Annotated in this window: 14 protein-coding genes and 2 pseudogenes; 11 read left to right on the top strand and 5 right to left on the bottom strand. The window is 55.4% G+C overall.

The window, feature by feature from the left end; all coding sequences use genetic code 11:
- Positions 1-12: 12 nt before the first annotated feature.
- On the bottom strand, positions 13-861 hold the full coding sequence (locus OGX75_RS00165; protein WP_012131219.1) for a MurR/RpiR family transcriptional regulator: 849 nt from the start codon (positions 859-861) through the stop codon (positions 13-15).
- A 115-nt stretch (positions 862-976) separates the two neighbouring features.
- On the opposite strand from OGX75_RS00165, the gene murQ reads away from it, so the two are divergent.
- The 4 genes and pseudogenes from murQ to tadA all read left to right on the top strand — a co-directional run bounded on the left by murQ (position 977) and on the right by tadA (position 3,172).
- Complete coding sequence (gene murQ, locus OGX75_RS00170; RefSeq protein WP_047461954.1) at positions 977-1,870, top strand: N-acetylmuramic acid 6-phosphate etherase; 894 nt, start codon at positions 977-979, stop codon at positions 1,868-1,870.
- 1 nt (position 1,871) lies between these two features.
- Positions 1,872-1,973, top strand: a pseudogene (locus OGX75_RS00175) (PTS transporter subunit EIIC); the annotation flags it as partial.
- A gap of 3 nt (positions 1,974-1,976) precedes the next feature.
- A complete protein-coding gene (yfhb, locus tag OGX75_RS00180) occupies positions 1,977-2,612 on the top strand; it encodes a phosphatidylglycerophosphatase C (RefSeq protein ID WP_012131221.1) in 636 nt (211 codons plus the stop codon).
- Between the two features lie 17 nt (positions 2,613-2,629).
- Positions 2,630-3,172 carry a tRNA adenosine(34) deaminase TadA gene (tadA, locus tag OGX75_RS00185; RefSeq protein WP_012131222.1) on the top strand — a complete coding sequence of 181 codons (543 nt, stop codon included), beginning with the start codon at positions 2,630-2,632 and terminating at the stop codon, positions 3,170-3,172.
- 36 nt (positions 3,173-3,208) lie between these two features.
- Here tadA and mltF read toward each other — a convergent pair whose 3' ends face one another.
- Positions 3,209-4,756 carry a membrane-bound lytic murein transglycosylase MltF gene (gene mltF, locus OGX75_RS00190; protein WP_049011303.1) on the bottom strand — a complete coding sequence of 516 codons (1,548 nt, stop codon included), beginning with the start codon at positions 4,754-4,756 and terminating at the stop codon, positions 3,209-3,211.
- Between the two features lie 267 nt (positions 4,757-5,023).
- Here mltF and purL point away from each other — a divergent pair, with 267 nt between their 5' ends.
- The 5 genes from purL (at position 5,024) to glnB (ending at position 13,466) form a co-directional block, all read left to right on the top strand.
- Positions 5,024-8,911: a phosphoribosylformylglycinamidine synthase gene (purL, locus tag OGX75_RS00195; RefSeq protein ID WP_200090957.1), complete on the top strand. Its 3,888-nt coding sequence runs from the start codon at positions 5,024-5,026 to the stop codon at positions 8,909-8,911.
- Positions 8,912-9,519: 608 nt separating this feature from the next.
- A complete protein-coding gene (gene qseE, locus OGX75_RS00200; RefSeq protein ID WP_047461964.1) occupies positions 9,520-10,950 on the top strand; it encodes a two component system sensor histidine kinase QseE/GlrK in 1,431 nt (476 codons plus the stop codon).
- Positions 10,951-10,973: 23 nt separating this feature from the next.
- The gene (qseG, locus tag OGX75_RS00205) at positions 10,974-11,717 is read left to right on the top strand and encodes a two-component system QseEF-associated lipoprotein QseG (RefSeq protein ID WP_286450851.1); all 744 of its coding nucleotides are present in this window, start codon (positions 10,974-10,976) and stop codon (positions 11,715-11,717) included.
- Positions 11,717-13,051, top strand: coding sequence for a two-component system response regulator GlrR (glrR, locus tag OGX75_RS00210; RefSeq protein ID WP_353622025.1), 1,335 nt, complete (start codon positions 11,717-11,719; stop codon positions 13,049-13,051). The genes qseG and glrR overlap by 1 nt, the downstream gene beginning before the upstream one ends.
- Positions 13,052-13,127: 76 nt before the next feature.
- On the top strand, positions 13,128-13,466 hold the full coding sequence (gene glnB / locus OGX75_RS00215) for a nitrogen regulatory protein P-II (RefSeq protein ID WP_002914032.1): 339 nt from the start codon (positions 13,128-13,130) through the stop codon (positions 13,464-13,466).
- Here glnB and OGX75_RS21245 read toward each other — a convergent pair.
- Positions 13,463-13,558 (bottom strand): annotated as a pseudogene (locus tag OGX75_RS21245) (hypothetical protein); the annotation flags it as partial. The gene glnB and the pseudogene OGX75_RS21245 overlap by 4 nt on opposite strands.
- 4 nt (positions 13,559-13,562) lie before the next feature.
- Positions 13,563-14,753 (bottom strand): NO-inducible flavohemoprotein, encoded by a 1,191-nt coding sequence (hmpA, locus tag OGX75_RS00220; RefSeq protein WP_012131231.1) that lies wholly within the window; start codon positions 14,751-14,753, stop codon positions 13,563-13,565.
- Positions 14,754-15,079: 326 nt separating this feature from the next.
- On the opposite strand from hmpA, the gene glyA reads away from it, so the two are divergent.
- Positions 15,080-16,333 carry a serine hydroxymethyltransferase gene (gene glyA / locus OGX75_RS00225; protein ID WP_024130115.1) on the top strand — a complete coding sequence of 418 codons (1,254 nt, stop codon included), beginning with the start codon at positions 15,080-15,082 and terminating at the stop codon, positions 16,331-16,333.
- 184 nt (positions 16,334-16,517) lie between these two features.
- Here glyA and OGX75_RS00230 read toward each other — a convergent pair whose 3' ends face one another.
- Positions 16,518-17,711, bottom strand: a complete 1,194-nt coding sequence (locus OGX75_RS00230; RefSeq protein WP_047461977.1) for an ROK family transcriptional regulator — start codon at positions 17,709-17,711, stop codon at positions 16,518-16,520.
- Between the two features lie 114 nt (positions 17,712-17,825).
- Between OGX75_RS00230 and OGX75_RS00235 the strand changes: the two genes are divergently transcribed.
- Entirely contained in the window at positions 17,826-21,092 is a 3,267-nt protein-coding gene (locus OGX75_RS00235) for a DUF5107 domain-containing protein (protein ID WP_286450853.1), read from the top strand.
- Positions 21,093-21,147: the final 55 nt, after the last annotated feature.

A 21,147-nucleotide genomic window follows, 5' to 3' on the forward strand; every position in this document is an offset into this window, starting at 1 on the left:
CGCATTCTTTGCTCAGACCAGTTTTTTTACCAGGGCCTCACTGTGGCGAATACGCTCCGGCGCGCGCCCCAAATCCTGCTGTACCAGCGCCATAAAGAGCAAATCCGTCAACATCGTCTGCGCATGCGTAGAGGAGATTGCGGCGCTGCGCGTGGCCTGCTCTTCGGCGATCGTATACAGGCAACGAGTGGCGCGTTGTTGCAGGGCATTCGGTGTAAAGCCGGTGATCGCCAGAACCTTTCCTCCCACCCGCAACGTTTCATCCGCCGCCATATTCAACTCTCTGCGCTCGCCGCTATAGGAGATAGCCAGCAGGAGATCGTCCGGCGCCAGCGCCTGCACGGTGGCTAACAGCGCATGCATATCGTGTTCGGCGACGACATTGAATCCTATCTTCATCAGCTTCCAGGCGAAGTTCTGCGCCACCAGGCCCGATGTGCCAATACCGGTTATGACAACACGCCGGGCATTGCGCAGCATCATGACGCTTTCGAACAATTTCTCTTCGCTGTTAACATCGAGCGTTGCGTGCATTGCGGCGACATTTTCCTCGATCAATTTTTCGCCGACAAGCCGCATCGGATCGTCGCCCCGGATCTGATTATGTACCGGAATAGAGTGAGGATTTGGATTGCTGGCCAGCGCTTCGCTGATCGCCAGCTTCAGTGCCGGAAAGCCTTTAAAGCCCAGTTTCTGCGCGAATTTCACCACGCTGGACTGACTGACGCCCGCCTCAACGGCAAGCTGTTGTGAGCTGAGATGCCGTGTATCATCCGGCTGAGCAAGAATATAATCAGCAAGCTTTTTATCGCTTTGTGCGAGGTCCGGATAACGCTGACGTATACGAATCAAACAGTTCATGAGGACTCCTGGCGAAAAACATGACGGGGATCATAAAAAGATTTTCCCTCGCCCGAAAGAATATAATATTCCATTATTATAGTTATTATGAATTAAAAATTCCTAAGGAACAAAAATGAATCTCGGCTCGTTAGTTTCAGAAACCCGCAATCCACAGACTATGGATCTTGACGCACTCCCTACGCTTGAGCTGGTTCATCGTTTTAATCAACAGGATACGCTTGTAGCGCAAGCAGTAAAAGAGACGCTGCCAGACGTTGCCCGCGCGGTAGATGCCGCCGCCGACGCCTTAAAGGCGGGAGGGCGCATTATTTATATGGGCGCAGGCACCAGCGGACGCCTTGGCGTTCTGGACGCCTCCGAATGCCCACCAACGTTTGGCGTACCGCACGGGCTGGTGATCGGGCTGATTGCCGGCGGGCCCGGCGCGCTGCTGAAAGCGGTGGAAGGCGCGGAAGACAGTCAGCAGTTAGGGGAGGACGATCTCCTGGCGCTTAACGTGACCGCGCAGGATCTGGTTGTCGGGCTGGCGGCGTCCGGTCGTACGCCGTACGTCATTGGCGGGTTGAAATACGCACGTCAGGTGGGCTGCGTCACGGTGGCTATCTCCTGTAATCCCGATTCTCCCATCGCGCGTGAGGCTGACATCGCCATTTCGCCGGTCGTTGGGCCGGAGGCGCTAACCGGTTCGACGCGACTGAAATCCGGTACTGCGCAAAAACTGGTGCTCAATATGATCTCCACCGGGGCGATGGTGAAGTTCGGCAAGGTGTACCAGAACCTGATGGTGGACATGAAAGCCACCAACGTTAAGCTCGTCGACAGAGCGTGCCGGATGGTGGTTGAGGCTACCGGGATTATGCGTGAAGAGGCCGAAGCGCTGCTTAAGCAGACAGATTTTGAGGTTAAACCGGCCATTCTGATGGCGCTTACCGGGCTGAATGCCGAAGACGCAAGGGCGAAATTGTCCGCTCACCAGGGATTTCTACGGGCGGCGTTAGAACGCTAACGTTACCGGAAAATTGAGGTTCTATCTGTTAGTCTATTTGGTAACGATTATCGCCGGGTTTCGGTTGACCCGGCTATTGGGCTTCAACAATCCAGAGGAGTAGGGTTTGGTTAATCACGAGCGTCGTGTCGTATTTTTTGATTTGGACGGTACGTTGCACCAGCAGGATATGTTTGGCAGTTTCCTGCGTTATCTGTTGCGTCGCCAGCCGCTGAATGCGTTGCTCGTGCTGCCGTTATTGCCGGTTATCGGGATTGGCTTGTTGATTAAAGGTCGGGCGGCGCGTTGGCCGATGAGCCTGCTGCTATGGGGCTGTACCTTCGGTCACAGTGAAGCGCGGCTCAAGGCGCATCAGGCGGATTTCGTTCGCTGGTTTCGCGATAACGTCACGGCGTTTCCGGTTGTTCAGGAGCGCCTGACGACCTATCTGTTAAGCTCTGACGCTGATATCTGGCTGATTACCGGCTCTCCGCAATCGCTGGTGGAACAGGTCTATTTCGATACGCTCTGGCTGCCGCGCGTGAACCTGATCGCCAGCCAGATGCGGCGTGGCTACGGCGGCTGGCTGCTGACTATGCGCTGTCTGGGGCACGAGAAGGTCGCCCAACTGGAACGCCAGATTGGTGCGCCGTTACGTCTGTACAGCGGCTACAGCGACAGTAAGCAGGATAACCCGCTTCTCTATTTTTGCCAGCATCGCTGGCGCGTCACGCCGCGAGGGGAGCTCCAGCAACTCGAATAGAGTTAACGATAGCGCCCATGTATAATGCGCCCGCTTTTATTACCGGAGTGTCTCCTTTGTCTGATGTTGAATTTAGCCACGAATACTGGATGCGTCATGCGTTGACGCTGGCGAAACGCGCCTGGGATGAGCGTGAAGTGCCGGTTGGCGCGGTATTGGTGCATAACAATCGCGTCATTGGCGAAGGCTGGAACCGTCCGATAGGTCATCATGATCCCACTGCGCACGCTGAAATCATGGCGCTACGTCAGGGCGGGCTGGTGCTTCAGAACTACCGTTTGCTGGATACCACGCTTTACGTGACGCTGGAGCCGTGCGTGATGTGCGCGGGAGCAATGGTACACAGCCGCATTGGTCGGGTGGTATTTGGCGCTCGCGACGCGAAAACCGGCGCGGCAGGGTCGCTGATGGACGTATTGCATCATCCGGGCATGAACCACCGCGTAGAGATCACCGAAGGTGTGTTACGCGATGAGTGCGCAGCGCTGCTCAGTGATTTCTTTCGCATGCGTCGCCAGGAGATCAAAGCGCTAAAAAAATCTTCGCAAGAATCGTTGTAGGGCGGCCAGGGCGCGAAAGCGTCCAGCCCTGTGAGATTAGTTTTCGTCTTTCTTCTTCAGTGAAAACGGCAAAGAAGGAGAGTGTGACAGGTAGTTCGATGACGGCTGCGATAAGAAAGAAGAGAAAGGAAATGTCTCCGTGTCAAACTCGGCCGGAGACACTGCCGGGTAATCCTGCGCCAGCTTTATCGCTTCTGCCGCCTGCTTCTCTTTTTCTTGCAGATAGCCGACCAGGCTAATCTGATACTTCCGAATATTTTCCACATAAGCGTAGGCTTCATGCCCGCGCGCATAGCCGTACGTCAGCTTGCTGTAATATTGTTTCTGGCTGAGCAGCGGCAGCCGTTGTTTTACATCGGCCCAGCTATCCGGGTTGCCCCTGGTTTTGACCGTCAACGCACGGGCGTCAAGCATATGCGCATAACCCATGTTATAGGCGGCGAGCGCAAACCAGATACGCTCCTCTTCCGGCACGGTTTCAGGCACTTTGCCCATCATATCCTGGATATAACGCACACCGCCGCTGATGCTCTGTTCCGCATCGGTACGGTCCGTCAGCCCCAGACTTTGCGCGGTGTTTTTGGTGAGCATCATCAGACCGCGAACGCCCGTCGGGGAGGTGGCCAGCGGGTCCCAGTGTGACTCCTGATAGGAAATTGCGGCCAGCAGGCGCCAGTCTATCTCCTGCGCGTATTTTTCAAACAACGGCTGGAGATCGGGCAGTACGCCGTCCACGGCCCGCAGGAAGGTGCGGGTATCGACATAATCAAAATCGTCGCCGTGCCCCAGATACTTCTCTTCCATACGCGCCAGTGAGCCGTCTTCATTAATAGCGTTGAAGAAATCGAGCAGCGCAGCGGAAAGCGTGTTGTCATCGTCCAGTTGGCTAAACCAGGTGACAGGCTGCTCATCGGTGACATCCAGCGCGACGGCCAGTTCAGGATGTACGCGCTGGAACAGGCTGATCGCGACAGAATCGGCAATGGTATAGTCCAGATTGCCGCTGATGACTTCGCTGAGCAGCGCCGCCGTCCCTTTTTTGTCATCGACTTTCCAGCTCAGATCGGGAAATTTTGTCTCTTTCAGCGCCTGCAAGTCATTCACCACGACATGCCCAGGCGCGATAGAGAGCTGGCTTTCATTCACCGTGGCCAGCGTGCGAGGCCGGTATTGTCCTACCCGGTAAACCAGCTGTTGCGAAACGGAATAGTAGGTCGGGCCGGGTTGATAGTTCTTCACGCGCTCGCTGTTGTAAACCAGTCCTGCCGCCAGCAGATCGGCGTTGCCGTTATCTAAATCGTCAAATAGCTGGCTGATATTCTGGCGTACGGTAATTTTCAGCTTTACGCCAAGATAGCTGGCGAACTGCTGCGCCAGTTCGTAATCCAGACCGTACTTTTTTCCGTTAATGCGGGCGTAGGTCAGCGGCGACTCTATTGTTGAGACGCGTAACTCTCCCCGCGATTGGATCGCGGCGATACGATTGTCGGCTTTGCCGAACCAGGGGATTGATGGCCAGAGGGCCGCTGCCAGCAGCAGAGTCAATATGCCGATGAACAGATAATTAATCTTTAATTTTTTCAATTAGTTAATTCTCTGAATCGTGCGTAATCTCAGCCTGCTAATGTCATTTTGGTGGGTTAAAATCATCATGAATGTGCGGCATTTTGCGCAACAATGCGCCAGTTGGCAACTAATTAGAATGATTGGCCGCACCGTATGATAAGAAAAGGCGGCGATTTTATTTCGACGCAAACGGTTTCGTCGGGGCGTCAGATTCTTTATAATGTCGCCCGTTTCCCCCCTTGCGCACACTTAAAGCGCCTCAGGCGCTTCGAAGACGAGAGACTTATGATGGAAATTCTGCGTGGTTCGCCTGCACTGTCTGCATTCCGTATTAACAAACTGCTGGCGCGTTTTCAGGCGGCCAATCTTCAGGTCCACAATATTTACGCTGAGTATGTCCATTTTGCTGACCTGAGCGCCCCCTTAAACGAGGATGAGCACGCGCAACTTGCACGTTTGCTGAAATATGGGCCGAGCTTAAGCAGCCATACCCCTGAAGGAAAGCTGCTGCTGGTCACGCCGCGTCCTGGCACCATCTCCCCCTGGTCTTCCAAAGCGACTGATATCGCCCATAACTGCGGTCTGCAACAGGTAAGTCGCCTGGAGCGTGGCGTTGCATACTACGTTGAAGCCGCTACGCTCACGGCTGAACAGTGGCAGACGATTGCCGCTGAACTGCACGACCGGATGATGGAGACCGTGTTCTCTTCTTTATCTGATGCGGAAAAACTGTTTGTTCATCACCAGCCTGCGCCGGTTGCCAGTGTGGATCTGCTGGGTGAAGGGCGTCAGGCGCTGACTGACGCCAACCTGCGTCTGGGCCTGGCGCTGGCGGATGACGAAATTGATTACCTGCAAGACGCCTTTACGAAGCTGGGGCGCAATCCGAACGATATCGAACTGTATATGTTCGCGCAGGCAAACTCCGAACACTGTCGCCATAAGATTTTTAACGCTGACTGGGTTATCGACGGGAAACCGCAGCCGAAGTCGCTGTTTAAGATGATCAAAAACACCTTTGAAACCACGCCGGATCATGTGTTGTCTGCCTATAAAGATAACGCGGCGGTGATGGAAGGTTCTGACGTGGGACGCTACTTCGCTGACCACGAGAGCGGTCGCTATGACTTCCACCAGGAGCCCGCGCATATCCTGATGAAGGTGGAAACCCATAACCACCCGACGGCAATCTCGCCGTGGCCGGGCGCGGCGACCGGTTCCGGTGGTGAGATTCGTGATGAAGGCGCAACCGGACGCGGCGCGAAGCCAAAAGCGGGTCTGGTGGGCTTCTCCGTGTCTAACCTGCGTATTCCGGGCTTTGAACAGCCGTGGGAAGAAGATTTTGGTAAACCAGAGCGTATCGTTACCGCGCTGGACATTATGACCGAAGGCCCGCTGGGCGGCGCGGCGTTTAATAATGAATTTGGTCGCCCGGCGTTGAACGGGTACTTCCGTACTTACGAAGAAAAAGTAAACAGCCACAACGGCGAAGAGCTGCGCGGCTACCACAAGCCGATCATGCTGGCGGGCGGGATCGGCAACATCCGCGCCGATCACGTACAGAAAGGCGAGATCGTCGTTGGCGCAAAGCTGATCGTGCTCGGTGGGCCGGCGATGAACATTGGTCTGGGGGGCGGGGCGGCGTCCTCTATGGCTTCTGGTCAGTCGGATGCGGATCTCGATTTTGCCTCCGTGCAGCGTGATAACCCGGAAATGGAACGTCGCTGCCAGGAAGTGATCGACCGCTGCTGGCAGTTAGGCGATGCCAACCCGATCCTGTTTATTCACGACGTCGGGGCAGGCGGTCTCTCCAACGCGATGCCGGAGCTGGTGAGCGACGGCGGGCGCGGCGGTAAATTTGAGCTGCGCGATATCCTCAGCGATGAGCCGGGCATGAGCCCGCTGGAAATCTGGTGTAACGAGTCTCAGGAGCGTTATGTGCTGGCCGTGGCCGCCGACCAGTTGCCGCTGTTTGATGAGTTGTGCAAGCGTGAGCGCGCGCCGTATGCGGTGATCGGTGAGGCCACCGAAGAACAGCATCTGTCCCTGAACGACAGTCACTTCGATAATCAACCGATCGATCTGCCGCTGGACGTGCTGCTGGGTAAAACGCCGAAAATGACCCGCGACGTGCAGACGCTGACAGCGAAAGGCGATGCGCTGGATCGTGCTGATATCACGATTGCTGACGCGGTTAAACGGGTTCTGCATCTGCCGACCGTGGCGGAGAAAACATTCCTGGTGACCATCGGCGACCGTACCGTGACCGGTATGGTGGCGCGCGATCAGATGGTCGGCCCGTGGCAGGTGCCGGTGGCGAACTGCGCGGTGACCACCGCCAGCCTCGACAGCTACTACGGTGAAGCGATGTCTATCGGTGAACGTGCGCCGGTAGCGCTGCTGGACTTTGCCGCTTCCGCCCGTCTGGCCGTTGGCGAAGCGCTGACGAACATCGCCGCGACCCAGATTGGCGATATCAAACGCATCAAGCTGTCCGCAAACTGGATGGCGGCGGCCGGTCATCCGGGTGAAGATGCCGGTCTGTATGACGCGGTGAAAGCGGTAGGCGAAGAACTCTGCCCGCAGCTTGGCCTGACGATTCCGGTGGGCAAAGACTCTATGTCGATGAAAACCCGCTGGCAGGAAGGCAACGAGCAGCGCGAAATGACCTCGCCGCTGTCGCTGGTGATTTCCGCGTTTGCCCGCGTGGAAGATGTGCGTCATACCATCACGCCGCAGCTCTCGACCGAAGATAACGCGCTGCTGCTGATCGATTTGGGTCAGGGGCATAACGCGCTGGGCGCAACGGCGCTGGCGCAGGTGTATCGTCAACTGGGCGACAAACCGGCAGACGTGCGCGATGTGGCACAGTTGAAAGGCTTCTACGATGCGATTCAGGCGCTGGTGGCGCAGCGTAAACTGCTGGCGTATCACGACCGTTCCGACGGCGGCCTGCTGGTCACGCTTGCCGAGATGGCCTTTACCGGTCACTGCGGTATTCAGGTCGATATTGCAACATCTGGCGACGATCGCCTGGCGGCGCTGTTTAACGAAGAGCTGGGCGCAGTGATTCAGGTGCGGGCGGCCGATCGCGAAGCGGTCGAGGCGCTGCTGGCGAAGCACGGTCTGAGTGACTGCGTACACTATTTAGGTCAGGCCGTTTCCGGCGACCGTTTTGTGATTGAATCCAACGGGCAGGTCGTCTTCAGCGAAAGCCGCACCACGCTTCGTACCTGGTGGGCGGAAACGACCTGGCAGATGCAGCGCCTGCGCGACAACCCGGAATGTGCCGATCAGGAACATGACGCAAAAACCAACGATGCCGACCCGGGTCTGAACGTGAAATTGTCGTTCGATATCAATGAAGATATCGCCGCGCCGTATATTGCTACCGGCGCGCGTCCGAAGGTTGCCGTACTGCGCGAACAGGGCGTGAACTCCCACGTTGAGATGGCGGCGGCGTTCCATCGCGCGGGCTTTGACGCGATTGATGTGCATATGAGCGATCTGCTGGCTGGCCGTATTGGGCTGGGTAATTTCCAGGCGCTGGTTGCCTGTGGCGGTTTCTCTTACGGTGACGTGCTGGGCGCGGGTGAAGGCTGGGCGAAATCGATTCTGTTCAACAATCGCGTACGCGACGAGTTCGAAACGTTCTTCCACCGCCCGCAGACGCTGGCGCTTGGCGTATGTAACGGTTGCCAGATGATGTCTAACCTGCGTGAACTGATTCCGGGGAGCGAGCTGTGGCCGCGTTTTGTGCGTAACCATTCTGACCGTTTTGAAGCGCGCTTCAGCCTGGTGGAAGTGACCCAAAGCCCGTCTCTGCTGTTGCAGGGAATGGTTGGCTCACAGATGCCTGTCGCGGTGTCCCACGGTGAAGGACGCGTTGAAGTGCGTGACGATGCGCATCTGGCTGGGCTGGAAAGCAAAGGTCTGGTTGCGCTGCGTTATGTCGATAACTTCGGTAAGGTTACGGAAAACTACCCGGCCAACCCGAACGGATCGCCAAATGGCATCACCGCCGTTACCACGGAAAACGGTCGTGCAACCATTATGATGCCGCACCCGGAGCGCGTCTTCCGCACCGTCAGCAACTCCTGGCACCCGGAAAACTGGGGCGAAGACAGCCCGTGGATGCGTATTTTCCGCAATGCGCGTAAGCAGTTAGGTTAATCCGCACGTAAATGGCCCGATAAGCAAAGCGCTATCGGGCCTGGACATACGCGTAGGCCGGATAAGGCGAAGCCGCCATCCGGCAAGGAAGCTTCCGTAAGGGAGCTTTTTTTTGCCCAGCCATCAACCATAAAGGTGTCGGGAAATGCCGACATCAGCAGATTGTTTGTGTCGCCAAAAGGAGACATTTAACTCATTAATTTACAAAGATGGCGTAAGGTTTGTTTTTAGGTGTCTCTGAATGGCGACACCTTGATGAAATTTTGTTCGTTTTGTAATGGTGACGGTTTCTCTATAAAACCAAATAAAATCATAATGTTAATTATTTGTTTTCAGAATTGGCACACTTACTGCATAATAGTAACCAGTGGCTCATTCACCTTCTTATGTCAGCCCCTTCGGGAAGCGCTACATAAACTTCGAATGACGCACAACAAGGTGCCTGCCGTCCAACTTCTGATAATAGCGTCGCTTTATCAACCACCGGGCGAAACGTCGAGTTAGGCACCGCCTTATTCCATAACAAAGCCGGGTTAATCCCGGCTTTGTTGTATCTGATGTTCCCCTCGGTTAGCATCCTTGTATCCTTATCCGATGAGAGTAACGCCTTGAAGCGCTGGTCTGTTTTCCCCCGGTCCTTGCGACAACTGGTTATGCTGGCATTTCTGCTGATTCTGTTGCCTTTGTTGGTACTGGCCTGGCAGGCCTGGCAAAGTCTCAACGCGCTCAGCGCCCAGGCGGCGCAGACTAACCGCACCACGCTGATAGATGCCCGGCGCAGCGAAGCGATGACCAACGTGGCGCTGGAGATGGAGCGCAGCTACCGGCAATATTGCGTGCTCGACGACCGTACGCTGGCGAAGGTGTATCAGAGCCAGCGAAAACGCTACAGCGAAATGCTGGACGCACATGCGGGAGTATTGCCGGACGCTAAACTTTACCAGGCGCTACGCGATGATCTGAACGGTCTTGCACAATTACAGTGTAAAAATAGCGGCCCTGACGCTACCGCCGCCGCGCGGCTGGAGGCTTTTGCCAATGCCAATACGGAAATGGTGCAGGCAACGCGCACGGTGGTGTTCTCGCGCGGGCAGCAGTTACAGCAGGAAATCGCAGAGCGCGGACAATTCTTTGGCTGGCAGGCGCTGGTGCTGTTTCTGGTCAGCCTGGCGATGGTGCTGCTTTTTACAAGGATGATCATTGGGCCGGTGAAAGGGATAGAACGGATGATTAACCGGCTGGGAGAAGGGCGCTCTCTGGGGAATACCGTGTCGTTTACCGGGCCGCGCGAGCTGCGTTCGGTGGGGCAGCGCATTATCTGGTTGAGTGAACGTCTGTCCTGGCTGGAATCCCAACGGCATCAGTTTTTACGCCACCTGTCGCATGAGCTGAAAACGCCGCTGGCCAGTATGCGCGAAGGGACAGAGCTGCTGGCCGATCAGGTCGTGGGGCCATTGACGCCGGAGCAAAAAGAGGTCGTCGGCATTCTGGACGATAGCAGCCGCAACTTACAGAAGTTGATTGAGCAACTGCTTGATTACAACAGGAAACTGGCGGACAGCGCGATTGAGATGGAAACCGTGGAGCTTGAACCGCTGGTGGATATGGTGGTTTCCGCTCACAGTTTGCCTGCGCGCGCTAAAATGATGCATACCGAGGTCAGGCTGGCTATCGACAGTTGTCTGGCCGAGCCGATGCTATTAATGAGCGTGCTGGACAATCTTTATTCCAATGCGGTGCACTATGGCGCTGAATCCGGTAACATTTGTATTCGCAGCAATGTATATGGTTCAAAGGCGCACATTGATGTGATCAATACGGGCACGCCGATCCCGGAAGCGGAAAGAGCCATGATTTTTGAGCCCTTTTTCCAGGGAAGCCATCAGCGTAAAGGCGCGGTGAAGGGGAGCGGATTAGGGTTAAGTATCGCCAGGGACTGCATCCGTCGTATGCAGGGGGAACTGTATCTGGTCGATGAGAATGCGCAAGAAGTTTGCTTCCGTATCGAACTGCCGCTATCTGCATCGAAAAACCACTAAAAATGAAGCTAAGCCTGGTGAGTATGCCACACGTTTTTGTTCGAGTTCTGAAGCGATTATTTTCCCGAAGAGGATGGTTAGCGAGTGTGCCTTGCCTGGTGCTGATGGGGTGCGCGCCACATGCCGCGAAGCATGTTGTAAATGATGCGTCGCAGGAAAAAATTCCACCGTATCAGCTGGCGGATTATCTCTCTACCGACTGTACGGATATCTGGTTACTCAAAGGGCCATCGACGGATAACAATCCGCTTTACTGGCAGCGGGCAATTGATTGTGCCGATCGCCTGTTGCCCGTTCAGTCACGCAATGAAGCGCGGGCGCTGGAAGATGGCAGCTGGCAGAACACGTTCAAACGCGGGATTCTGCTGGCGGATGCTAAAATTACACCCCTTGAACGGCGCGATATGGTCACTCGCCTCGATGCACTAAGCGCGCAAATTCCCGCTCAGGTGCGCCCGCTTTATCAGCTCTGGCGCGACGGTCAGGCGCTACAGTTACAGCTTGCCGAAGAGCGCCAGCGTTACAGTAAACTCCAGCAAGCGTCGGATAGCGAGCTTGATACGTTGCGTCAGCAGCATCAGCACTTACAGGCGCAGCTCGATCTCACGACGCGCAAGCTGGAGAATCTGACTGATATTGAGCGCCAGCTCTCCACGCGCAAACCCGCAGGCAACTACAATCCTGACGCGACACACGGAAATGACAAACCCGCAGCGCCTGACGACGGCGCATCTTCCGCACTGCCACAAGATGAGGTAACGCCATGATAAGCCGCAAACCGGCACATCTGCTGCTCGTGGACGATGACCCGGGGCTGTTGAAACTGCTTGGGATGCGCCTGACCAGCGAAGGCTACAGCGTCGTGACGGCGGAAAGAGGTCAGGAAGGGCTGCGCGTACTGAATCGCGAGAAAGTGGATCTGGTCATTAGCGATCTGCGAATGGATGAAATGGATGGCATGCAGCTGTTCACGGAAATCCAGAAAGTCCAGCCTGGCATGCCCGTCATCATTTTGACCGCACACGGCTCCATTCCTGATGCGGTGGCGGCGACGCAAAAAGGCGTGTTTAGCTTTCTGACCAAACCGGTCGATAAAGATGCGCTGTATCAGGCCATTGATGACGCGCTTGAACAATCGGCGCCGGCAATGGACGACAGCTGGCGCGAATCAATCGTTACGCGCAGTCCGTTGATGATACGCTTGCTGGAACAGGCGCGGATGGTGGCGCAATCGGATGTCAGCGTGCTGATTAACGGGCAAAGCGGCACTGGGAAAGAGATTTTCGCGCAGGCTATCCATAACGCCAGCCCGCGCAGCAGTAAACCTTTCATCGCCATTAACTGCGGCGCGCTGCCGGAACAGCTACTGGAGTCCGAACTGTTTGGCCACGCGCGCGGGGCGTTTACCGGCGCGGTCAGCAATCGCGAAGGGTTATTTCAGGCGGCGGAAGGCGGCACGCTGTTTCTTGATGAAATCGGCGATATGCCCGCGCCGTTACAGGTTAAGCTGCTGCGCGTTCTGCAAGAGCGCAAAGTCAGACCGCTTGGCAGCAATCGCGATATCGATATTGATGTGCGCATTATCTCCGCAACGCACCGCGATCTGCCTAAGGCGATGGCGCGGGGTGAATTTCGCGAAGACTTATATTACCGTCTGAACGTGGTGAGTCTGAAGATCCCGACGCTGGCGGAGCGTACGGAAGATATTCCGCTGCTGGCGAATCATCTTCTGCGCCAGTCAGCAGAGCGGCATAAACCGTTTGTGCGGGCGTTTTCAACGGATGCGATGAAGCGTCTGATGACCGCAAGCTGGCCGGGAAACGTGCGTCAGTTGGTGAACGTTATTGAGCAGTGCGTGGCGTTAACTTCCTCGCCGGTCATCAGCGACGCGCTGGTGGAGCAGGCGCTGGAAGGCGAAAATACGGCGCTGCCGACGTTTGTTGAGGCGCGTAATCAGTTTGAGCTTAACTACTTGCGTAAACTGCTGCAAATCACCAAAGGGAATGTCACCCATGCGGCGAGAATGGCAGGGCGTAACCGGACGGAATTTTATAAGCTGCTCTCGCGCCATGAGTTGGATGCAAACGATTTCAAAGAGTAGTTTTCATGCCGTAAAGTAGCGTGAATTATGTTACGTTTATCAGATTAAAAGACAGGCGACCTTTTCAAGGAATAGCATGAAAAAGATTGATGCGATTATTAAACCCTTCAAGCTGGACGACGTCCGTGAAGCGCTGGCTGAGGTAGGCATTACCGGTATGACGGTTACCGAAGTGAAAGGCTTTGGGCGTCAGAAAGGCCATACCGAGCTGTACCGTGGCGCGGAATATATGGTGGATTTTCTGCCGAAGGTGAAAATTGAAATCGTGGTGACCGACGATATCGTGGATACCTGCGTTGACACCATTATTCGCACCGCGCAGACGGGGAAAATCGGTGACGGTAAAATTTTCGTCTTTGACGTTGCGCGCGTGATTCGTATTCGTACCGGTGAAGAAGACGACGCGGCAATTTAAGCCGCGTCGTGCTTGCCGGATGGCGGTGTAAACACCTTATCCGGCCTACAAAATCCCGTAGGCCTGATAAGTGCAGCGCCATCAGGCATGACTTAATTACAGCACTTTATGTGGGCCGAAGCATTCGTAATGAATGTTTTCGCTTTTCACGCCCAGCCCTGTCAGCTGCTTCGCAGCAAACTGCATAAAGCCGACCGGACCGCACAGATAAAACTGCATTGCCGGATCGCTGATCGCACTCTCCAGTTTGTTTAAATCCATCAGACCTGTGCTGTCGAATGCGCCATTCGCACGATCGGCTTCTGTCGGTTCGCGATACCAGGTATGTGCGGTAAAGCGCGGCAGGGTTTTACCCAGCTCGCTCACTTCATCTGCGAACGCATGCACGTCGCCGTTTTCCGCTGCGTGGAACCAGTTCACCTGCGCGGTGTGGTTGGCTTTGGTCAGCGTATCCAGCATAGCCAGCATCGGAGTCTGGCCTACGCCTGCGGAAATCAGAGAAACAGGCGTGTCCGTTGCGACATCCATGAAGAAATCACCAGCCGGAGCGGCTAAGTGGACGATATCGCCGACGCTTGCGTGGTTGTGCAGCCAGCTGGAAACCTGACCGCCATCTTCACGCTTAACTGCGATGCGATAACCTTTACCATCCGGCTTGCGGGTCAGGGAATACTGACGGATCTCCTGATGCGGGAAGCCTTCCGGTTTCAGCCAGACCCCCAGGTATTGACCCGGATGATATTCTGCGACCGGGCCGCCATCGACCGGTTCAAATTCAAAGCTGGTAATCAGGGCGCTGCGCGGCGTTTTCGCGACGATACGGAACGGACGAGTGCCTTCCCAGCCGCCATTCTTGCTGGCGTTTTCGCTGTAGATTTGCGCTTCGCGATTGATAAAGACATTGGCCAGAACGCCATACGCTTTACCCCAGGCATCCAGCACTTCCTGGCCCGGGCTGAACATTTCGTCCAGCGTTGCCAGCAGGTGGCCACCAACGATGTTGTACTGTTCTGGTTTGATCTGGAAACTGGTGTGCTTCTGGGCGATTTTTTCTACCGCAGGCAGCAGCGCAGGCAGGTTTTCGATATTGCTGGCATAGGCCGCGATGGCGTTAAACAGCGCTTCACGTTGATCGCCATTTCGCTGGTTACTCATGTTAAAAATTTCTTTGAGTTCAGGGTTGTGGGTAAACATGCGATCGTAGAAATGGGCGGTCAGTTTTGGACCGGTTTCAACCAGCAGGGGAATGGTGGCTTTTACTGTGGCGATGGTTTGAGCGTCAAGCATACTGTCTTCCTTTATCTGAGACTTTAATGATGTATGTCAAATACATCTTATAAAAAATAACCCTGTATTGTAAATGGTTCTTTGTAACTTTGCGTTTTTAACGTTACAACGTGAAAAATCTGCATCACAAACCTGAAAAGAAATCCGTTGAAATTCGTAAGGTCTTCATTCGACAAAGCCTTGTACAGCATGAAGGTAATCGTTTGCGTAAAATCCTTTGTCAAGACCTGTTATCGCAGAATGATTCGGTTATACTGTTGGCCGTTGTCCCACGGGATTGCCTTTTTAGGCCAAAAATTTATCGTTAGCTGAGTCAGGAGATGCGGATGTTAAAGCGTGAAATGAACATTGCCGATTATGATGCCGAACTGTGGCAGGCTATGGAGCAGGAAAAAGTACGTCAGGAAGAGCACATCGAACTGATCGCCTCCGAAAACTACACTAGCCCGCGCGTGATGCAGGCGCAGGGGTCTCAGCTGACCAACAAATATGCTGAAGGATATCCGGGCAAGCGCTACTACGGCGGTTGCGAATATGTGGATGTCGTTGAGCAACTGGCGATTGACCGCGCGAAAGAACTGTTTGGCGCAGACTACGCCAACGTCCAGCCGCACTCTGGTTCTCAGGCTAACTTCGCGGTCTACACTGCGCTGCTGCAACCGGGCGACACCGTTCTGGGTATGAACCTGGCGCAAGGTGGCCACCTGACTCACGGTTCTCCGGTAAACTTCTCCGGTAAACTGTACAACATCGTGCCTTACGGCATCGATGAGTCCGGTAAAATTGACTACGAAGAGATGGCGAAGCTGGCTCAGACTCATAAACCGAAGATGATCATCGGCGGCTTCTCTGCTTATTCCGGCGTCGTTGACTGGGCAAAAATGCGTGAAATTGCCGACAGCATTGGCGCGTACCTGTTTGTTGATATGGCGCACGTCGCGGGTCTTATCGCCGCAGACGTTTATCCGAACCCGGTTCCGCATGCTCACGTTGTGACCACCACCACGCACAAAACCCTGGCGGGTCCGCGCGGCGGCCTGATCCTGGCGAAAGGCGGTGACGAAGAGTTGTACAAAAAACTGAACTCTGCCGTTTTCCCTAGTGCTCAGGGTGGCCCGCTGATGCACGTGATCGCCGGTAAAGCGGTGGCGCTGAAAGAAGCGATGGAACCGGAGTTCAAAGTCTACCAGCAGCAGGTTGCCAAAAACGCCAAAGCGATGGTGGAAGTGTTCCTGAACCGTGGCTACAAAGTGGTTTCCGGCGGTACGGAGAACCACCTGTTCCTGCTGGATCTGGTGGACAAAAACCTGACCGGTAAAGAAGCTGACGCCGCGCTGGGTCGTGCCAACATCACCGTTAACAAAAACAGCGTGCCGAACGATCCGAAGAGCCCGTTTGTTACTTCCGGTATCCGTATCGGTTCTCCGGCCATTACGCGTCGCGGCTTTAAAGAAGCAGAAGCCAAAGAGCTGGCTGGCTGGATGTGCGATGTGCTGGACAACATCAACGATGAAGCGGTTATCGAGCGCATCAAAGGCAAAGTGCTGGACATCTGCGCACGCTTCCCTGTTTACGCGTAAGCGATACGCCTGGCATCGTGAAAAAGGCTTCCTGCGGGAAGCCTTTTTTATTTCCGGGTCACGCCGTGCGGGCGAATCCAGGCGCGACTTTGATACCCGGTTATATGAATAATTTTAATACCGCGCCGGTGGTTTTTCATTCGACAAGCGAGTCTCCTTTCATCGCAGGGTGTCGGACTCATATTCAGAGCGCGTTTAGCTGTGATTCGACGTACAGATAGCCGATCCCCATCAACTGTTGCGAACGACTGAGTGTGCCAAAGCCGATCCGGGTGGATCTTGCCTGCGGGTTATCGCCATGATCAAAGGGATTAAACCCCGTTTGCTGCACCAGCGTATTCAGCCAGCTTTCGCCAAAGGCGCAACTGCGGCCATAAATCCAGATTTGGTTAATATTCAGGATATTCAGAAAGTTATATAAACTCAGGCCAATCGCGCTGGCGGCGTGTTCCACCCAGGCCTGGATGCGGACATCGCCCTGTTGCCAGGCGGTAATCAGTTGATCGATGGTGATAGTTTCTGGGTCGCAATCCGCCGTGGGCTGCGTTTTCATCCACCGTCGGGCCTGTTTTTTAAGCGCGCTGAGCGAGGCCACAGTTTCCAGACAGCCGTAGCGGCCGCAATCACAGGCCACCCCGTCCGGGTTGACGATGGTATGTCCGATCTGACCGCTGCCATACAAACTGCCGCGCCAGATGTTGTCGTTGATGACAAAGGAGGAACCAATTCCGTAATCGACGTTAATGACGCAAAAATCGCGGTTTGCCGCCGGGTTTTGCCACTTCTCCGCCAGCGCCAGCATCACGCAGTCATTGTCTAACCGCACCTGTACGCCGAGCATCTCCTCCAGCAAATATTTAATCTCAACCGGGGTTTTCCACGGTGCCTGCGGCATGGTTTTTGACGCCCCGGTAATGGGATCGACCTGACCGTGAACGCCTAATGCCAGATTGATGGTCACGTCGGGATAGCGCTGACGATATTCCCGCCAGTGCGCGGCAAGCGCGGTCAGCAAGGCTTTTGGCGAACCGGCATTGATCTCCGCATGGCGCCAGTCGCCCACGGCGACCAGACGCGCATCTGCCAACTGGCTGGTGATGCTGGTGGGCGTCACGTTCATACACAGCGTCCAGTCTCCCTGTTCGGGCAGGTGATAGCTGCCGCTACTCAGCCCTCGTTGGCTTAACGTCTCCCGGGAATGGCAAATTCTTCCCTCATCGATCAACTCCTCCAGAATATTGCTGACCGCCGGAATCGACAGGCCGCTGAGCTGCGCCAGCCGGGATTTACTGAGCTGTTTTTCACGCCACAGGTGCGACAGAAAGATCTGCTTGTTGGCTTGCCTGACCCGGGCGTTATTGAACCCTGTACGCTGCATACACTTAACTCCCTTAACTATATTGCGTGAGCATTGCGTATTTTAACGCCAGTTATCTGCCCCAGAATAGCAGCAAGGTGAAATTTTACTTTTGTTTGTTTAGTGGAGAATGACATGTACGGTTCAGTTAAGGTCTGGCAGGAAACACTCTCACTCCCTACGTGGACAACCGGCGAAGAAGATCCGAACCCGATGTTCCTGGAAAAACGGGTTTATCAGGGGTCTTCAGGCGCGGTTTATCCTTATGGCGTCATCGATACGCTGACCGGTGAACGTGAAATGCGCGAGTATCAGGCAGTCTGGATGGAGAATGATTTTATTCGCATCATGCTGTTGCCGGAGCTGGGCGGACGTATTCATCGCGCGTATGACAAAGTGCAGCAGCGTGATTTTGTTTACTACAACGAAGTGGTGAAACCCGCGCTGGTCGGGCTGCTGGGGCCGTGGATCTCCGGTGGGATTGAATTTAACTGGCCGCAGCATCACCGTCCTACCACATTTATGCCGGTGGATTTTACCTGTCAGCAGGGCGAACGCGGAGAACAAACCGTGTGGATGGGGGAAGTGGAGCCCATGCGCGGCTTGCAGGTGATGACCGGATTTACGCTGTACCCCGATCGGGCATTAATTGAAATCACCGGAAAAGTCTTTAACGGCAACGCTACGCCGCGCCATTTTTTGTGGTGGGCAAACCCGGCGGTGAAAGGCGGAGACGACCACCAGAGCGTTTTCCCGCCGGACGTCACTGCCGTATATGACCACGGTAAACGGGATGTCTCCGCCTTTCCGATCGCGACGGGCACTTATTACAAAGTGGACTACTCCGCCGGCGTGGATATCTCGCGTTATAAAAATGTACCGGTGCCGACCTCTTATATGGCTGAAAAGTCAGATTATGATTTTGTCGGCGCCTGGCATCATGGCGAACGAGGGGGACTGCTGCATGTGGCCGACCACCATATTTCGCCGGGTAAAAAACAGTGGACGTGGGGATACGGTGATTTTGGCGTGGCCTGGGATCGCAACCTGACCGATGACAACGGCCCGTACATTGAACTCATGACCGGGGTCTTCACCGACAACCAGCCTGATTTTACCTGGCTTGCGCCGTATGAAGAGAAAGTCTTCGTGCAAAATTTCCTGCCCTACAGTGAACTGGGCATGGTGCAAAACGCCAGTACGCAGCTTGCGCTGCGCCTTGAGCGAGAAGGGAACCAGCTTTCATCCGGCGTTTATGCCGTTGCGCCGCTACATGACGTTCAGGTAACGCTTTGTGCCCAGGGGCAACCGTTCTTTGAAAAAACACTCACGCTGGAACCCGGTCAAAGCTGGCGCGCCGATCTTTCTGACGCGGGCCACGCGCGGGTGAAAATGACCGTTGCCCGTCGTGATGGCGTCACGCTGCTGGCGTATGAGGAGCATATCGCGGAGGACTTGCCGTTGCCGAAAGCGGCCTGCGCGCCCGAACTGCCAGAGGCGCTGTCCTGTACTGATGAGCTCTATTTTATTGGTCAGCATCTGGAGCAGTACAACCATGCCAGCCGCTATGCAGAAGAGTATTACCAGCGAGCGCTGGACGTGGACCCGCATGACTATCGCAACAATGTTGCGCTGGGTACGCTGGCGCTGAATCGTGCGGACTGGGCGCAGGCAGAGCGCTGTGCGCAGTCTGCTTTACAGCGGGCGCATAAGCTCAATAAAAACCCGCGTGATGGGGAAGCGAGTATGCTGCTGGCCGCCGCGCTGGAACGCCAGGGCAAGGACGACTTCGCCCGTGAGCACTACTACAAAGCCAGCTGGAGCGGCAACTGTCGTGACGCGGCCTTCTGGTCGCTGGCGCGAATCGCCATGAAGCGGAATGATTACGCCGATGCGCTGGAGAAAGTGAATCTGAGTTTGCGCTTTAATGGCAGCAATAATCTGGCGATGGGGCTGAAAGCACTGGCTCTGGCCGGACTCGGGCGCACAACCGAAGCGCTGGCGTATATTTCACAGCAGCTTATTGAGTACCCGCTGAGTTATACCCTGCATTATGCGCGCTGGGCTATCCGTCAGGATGAGGCGGCGAAAGAGGCGCTTATCGCCATTACCGGGCGCCGTGGCGCCAACGCCTGCGAGCTGGCGGGCTGGCTGGTCTCTTGTGGGCAAAAAGAGGCCGCCCGCGCGGTGCTGACGCTGCTCGACAGCCAGGAGACGCTGCCCATGCTGTGGCGCGCGTCGCTGAGTGATGATCCGCAACCGTTTATTGCGCTGGCTCGCGACTGTTTGCACAACCGCGTTCGTTTTCCCAACACGCTCGACGAAGTGCAAATGCTGCAAACGCTGTCGGATTGCGCCTTCGCTCGCTATCTGCTGGGTTGTTTCTGGTACAGCAAGCGTTGTTATGAAGAGGCGGTGAATTGCTGGCAGTTTACGCTGGAGCAGGAACCGAATTTCGCGCCGGTGCATCGGCTGCTGGGGATTTACGCCTGGAACAAACAGCACGATGCGCAGAAAGCGCTGAAATACCTGTCTCAGGCGGTTGCGCTGGAGCCGAAGAATGCCCGCTTCCTGTTTGAGCTGGATTATCTGAACAAACTGATGGCAGCGCCAGCCGAGGCGCGTTTACAACGGCTGGAGGCCAGCAAAGAGATTGTTTTCCATCGCGACGATCTGACCGTGGAATTGCTTAGCGTATGGAATAGCCTCGGTCGCTACGAAGCGGCCGCCGGGGTGTTGCGCGAACGTGTTTTTCACCCCTGGGAAGGCGGGGAGGGCAAAGCCACCGGGCAATATTTACTGAATCAGATCCATCAGGCGCTGGAGGCTATTCGCCGTGGCGAGCCGCAAAACGCCACCGTTTTGCTTCAGCAGGCGTTGCACTATCCGCACAATCTCGGCGAGGGGCGTTTACCGGGACAAACGGATAATGACATCTGGTATTTGCTGGGCTATTGCGCGCGCCAGCAAGGTCATCATGATGAGGCGCAGCGCTATTTCACCCGCGCGACTCGCGGAGGCAGCTCGTTGGACGCGGGACGTTACTACAATGACCAGCCGGTGGATTATCTCTTCTGGCAGGGGATGGCGCTGAAAGCGTCAGGTGACTGCACTGAAGCGAACCTTCTTTTCCAGAGTTTCCTGCAATGGGTGGAGACGCAGCGTGACAAGGTTCCCGACGTCGATTTCTTCGCCGTATCGTTACCGGATCTGGTCGTGCTGGATACACCCGCGCAGGAGAAACACCAGCAGCACTGCCTGTTCATTACCGCGCTGGGCCATCTGGGGCTGGGCGATATCCCGGCGTGCCAGCAGGCGCTAAACGCGCTCCTGCAACGCAATCCGACGCATGACAAGGCGCAGCTGCTGCGCCATGCGCTCAACGTACCGTTATTTCAATAGACCCTGAACAGGTGGAGGCGACTCCACCTGAAACCTGCTGTTCCCTGCGTTTCCC

Origin of the sequence: Citrobacter sp. CK199, assembly GCF_030333285.1 — a bacterium.
In the GTDB taxonomy this organism is placed as follows: domain Bacteria; phylum Pseudomonadota; class Gammaproteobacteria; order Enterobacterales; family Enterobacteriaceae; genus Citrobacter_B; species Citrobacter_B koseri.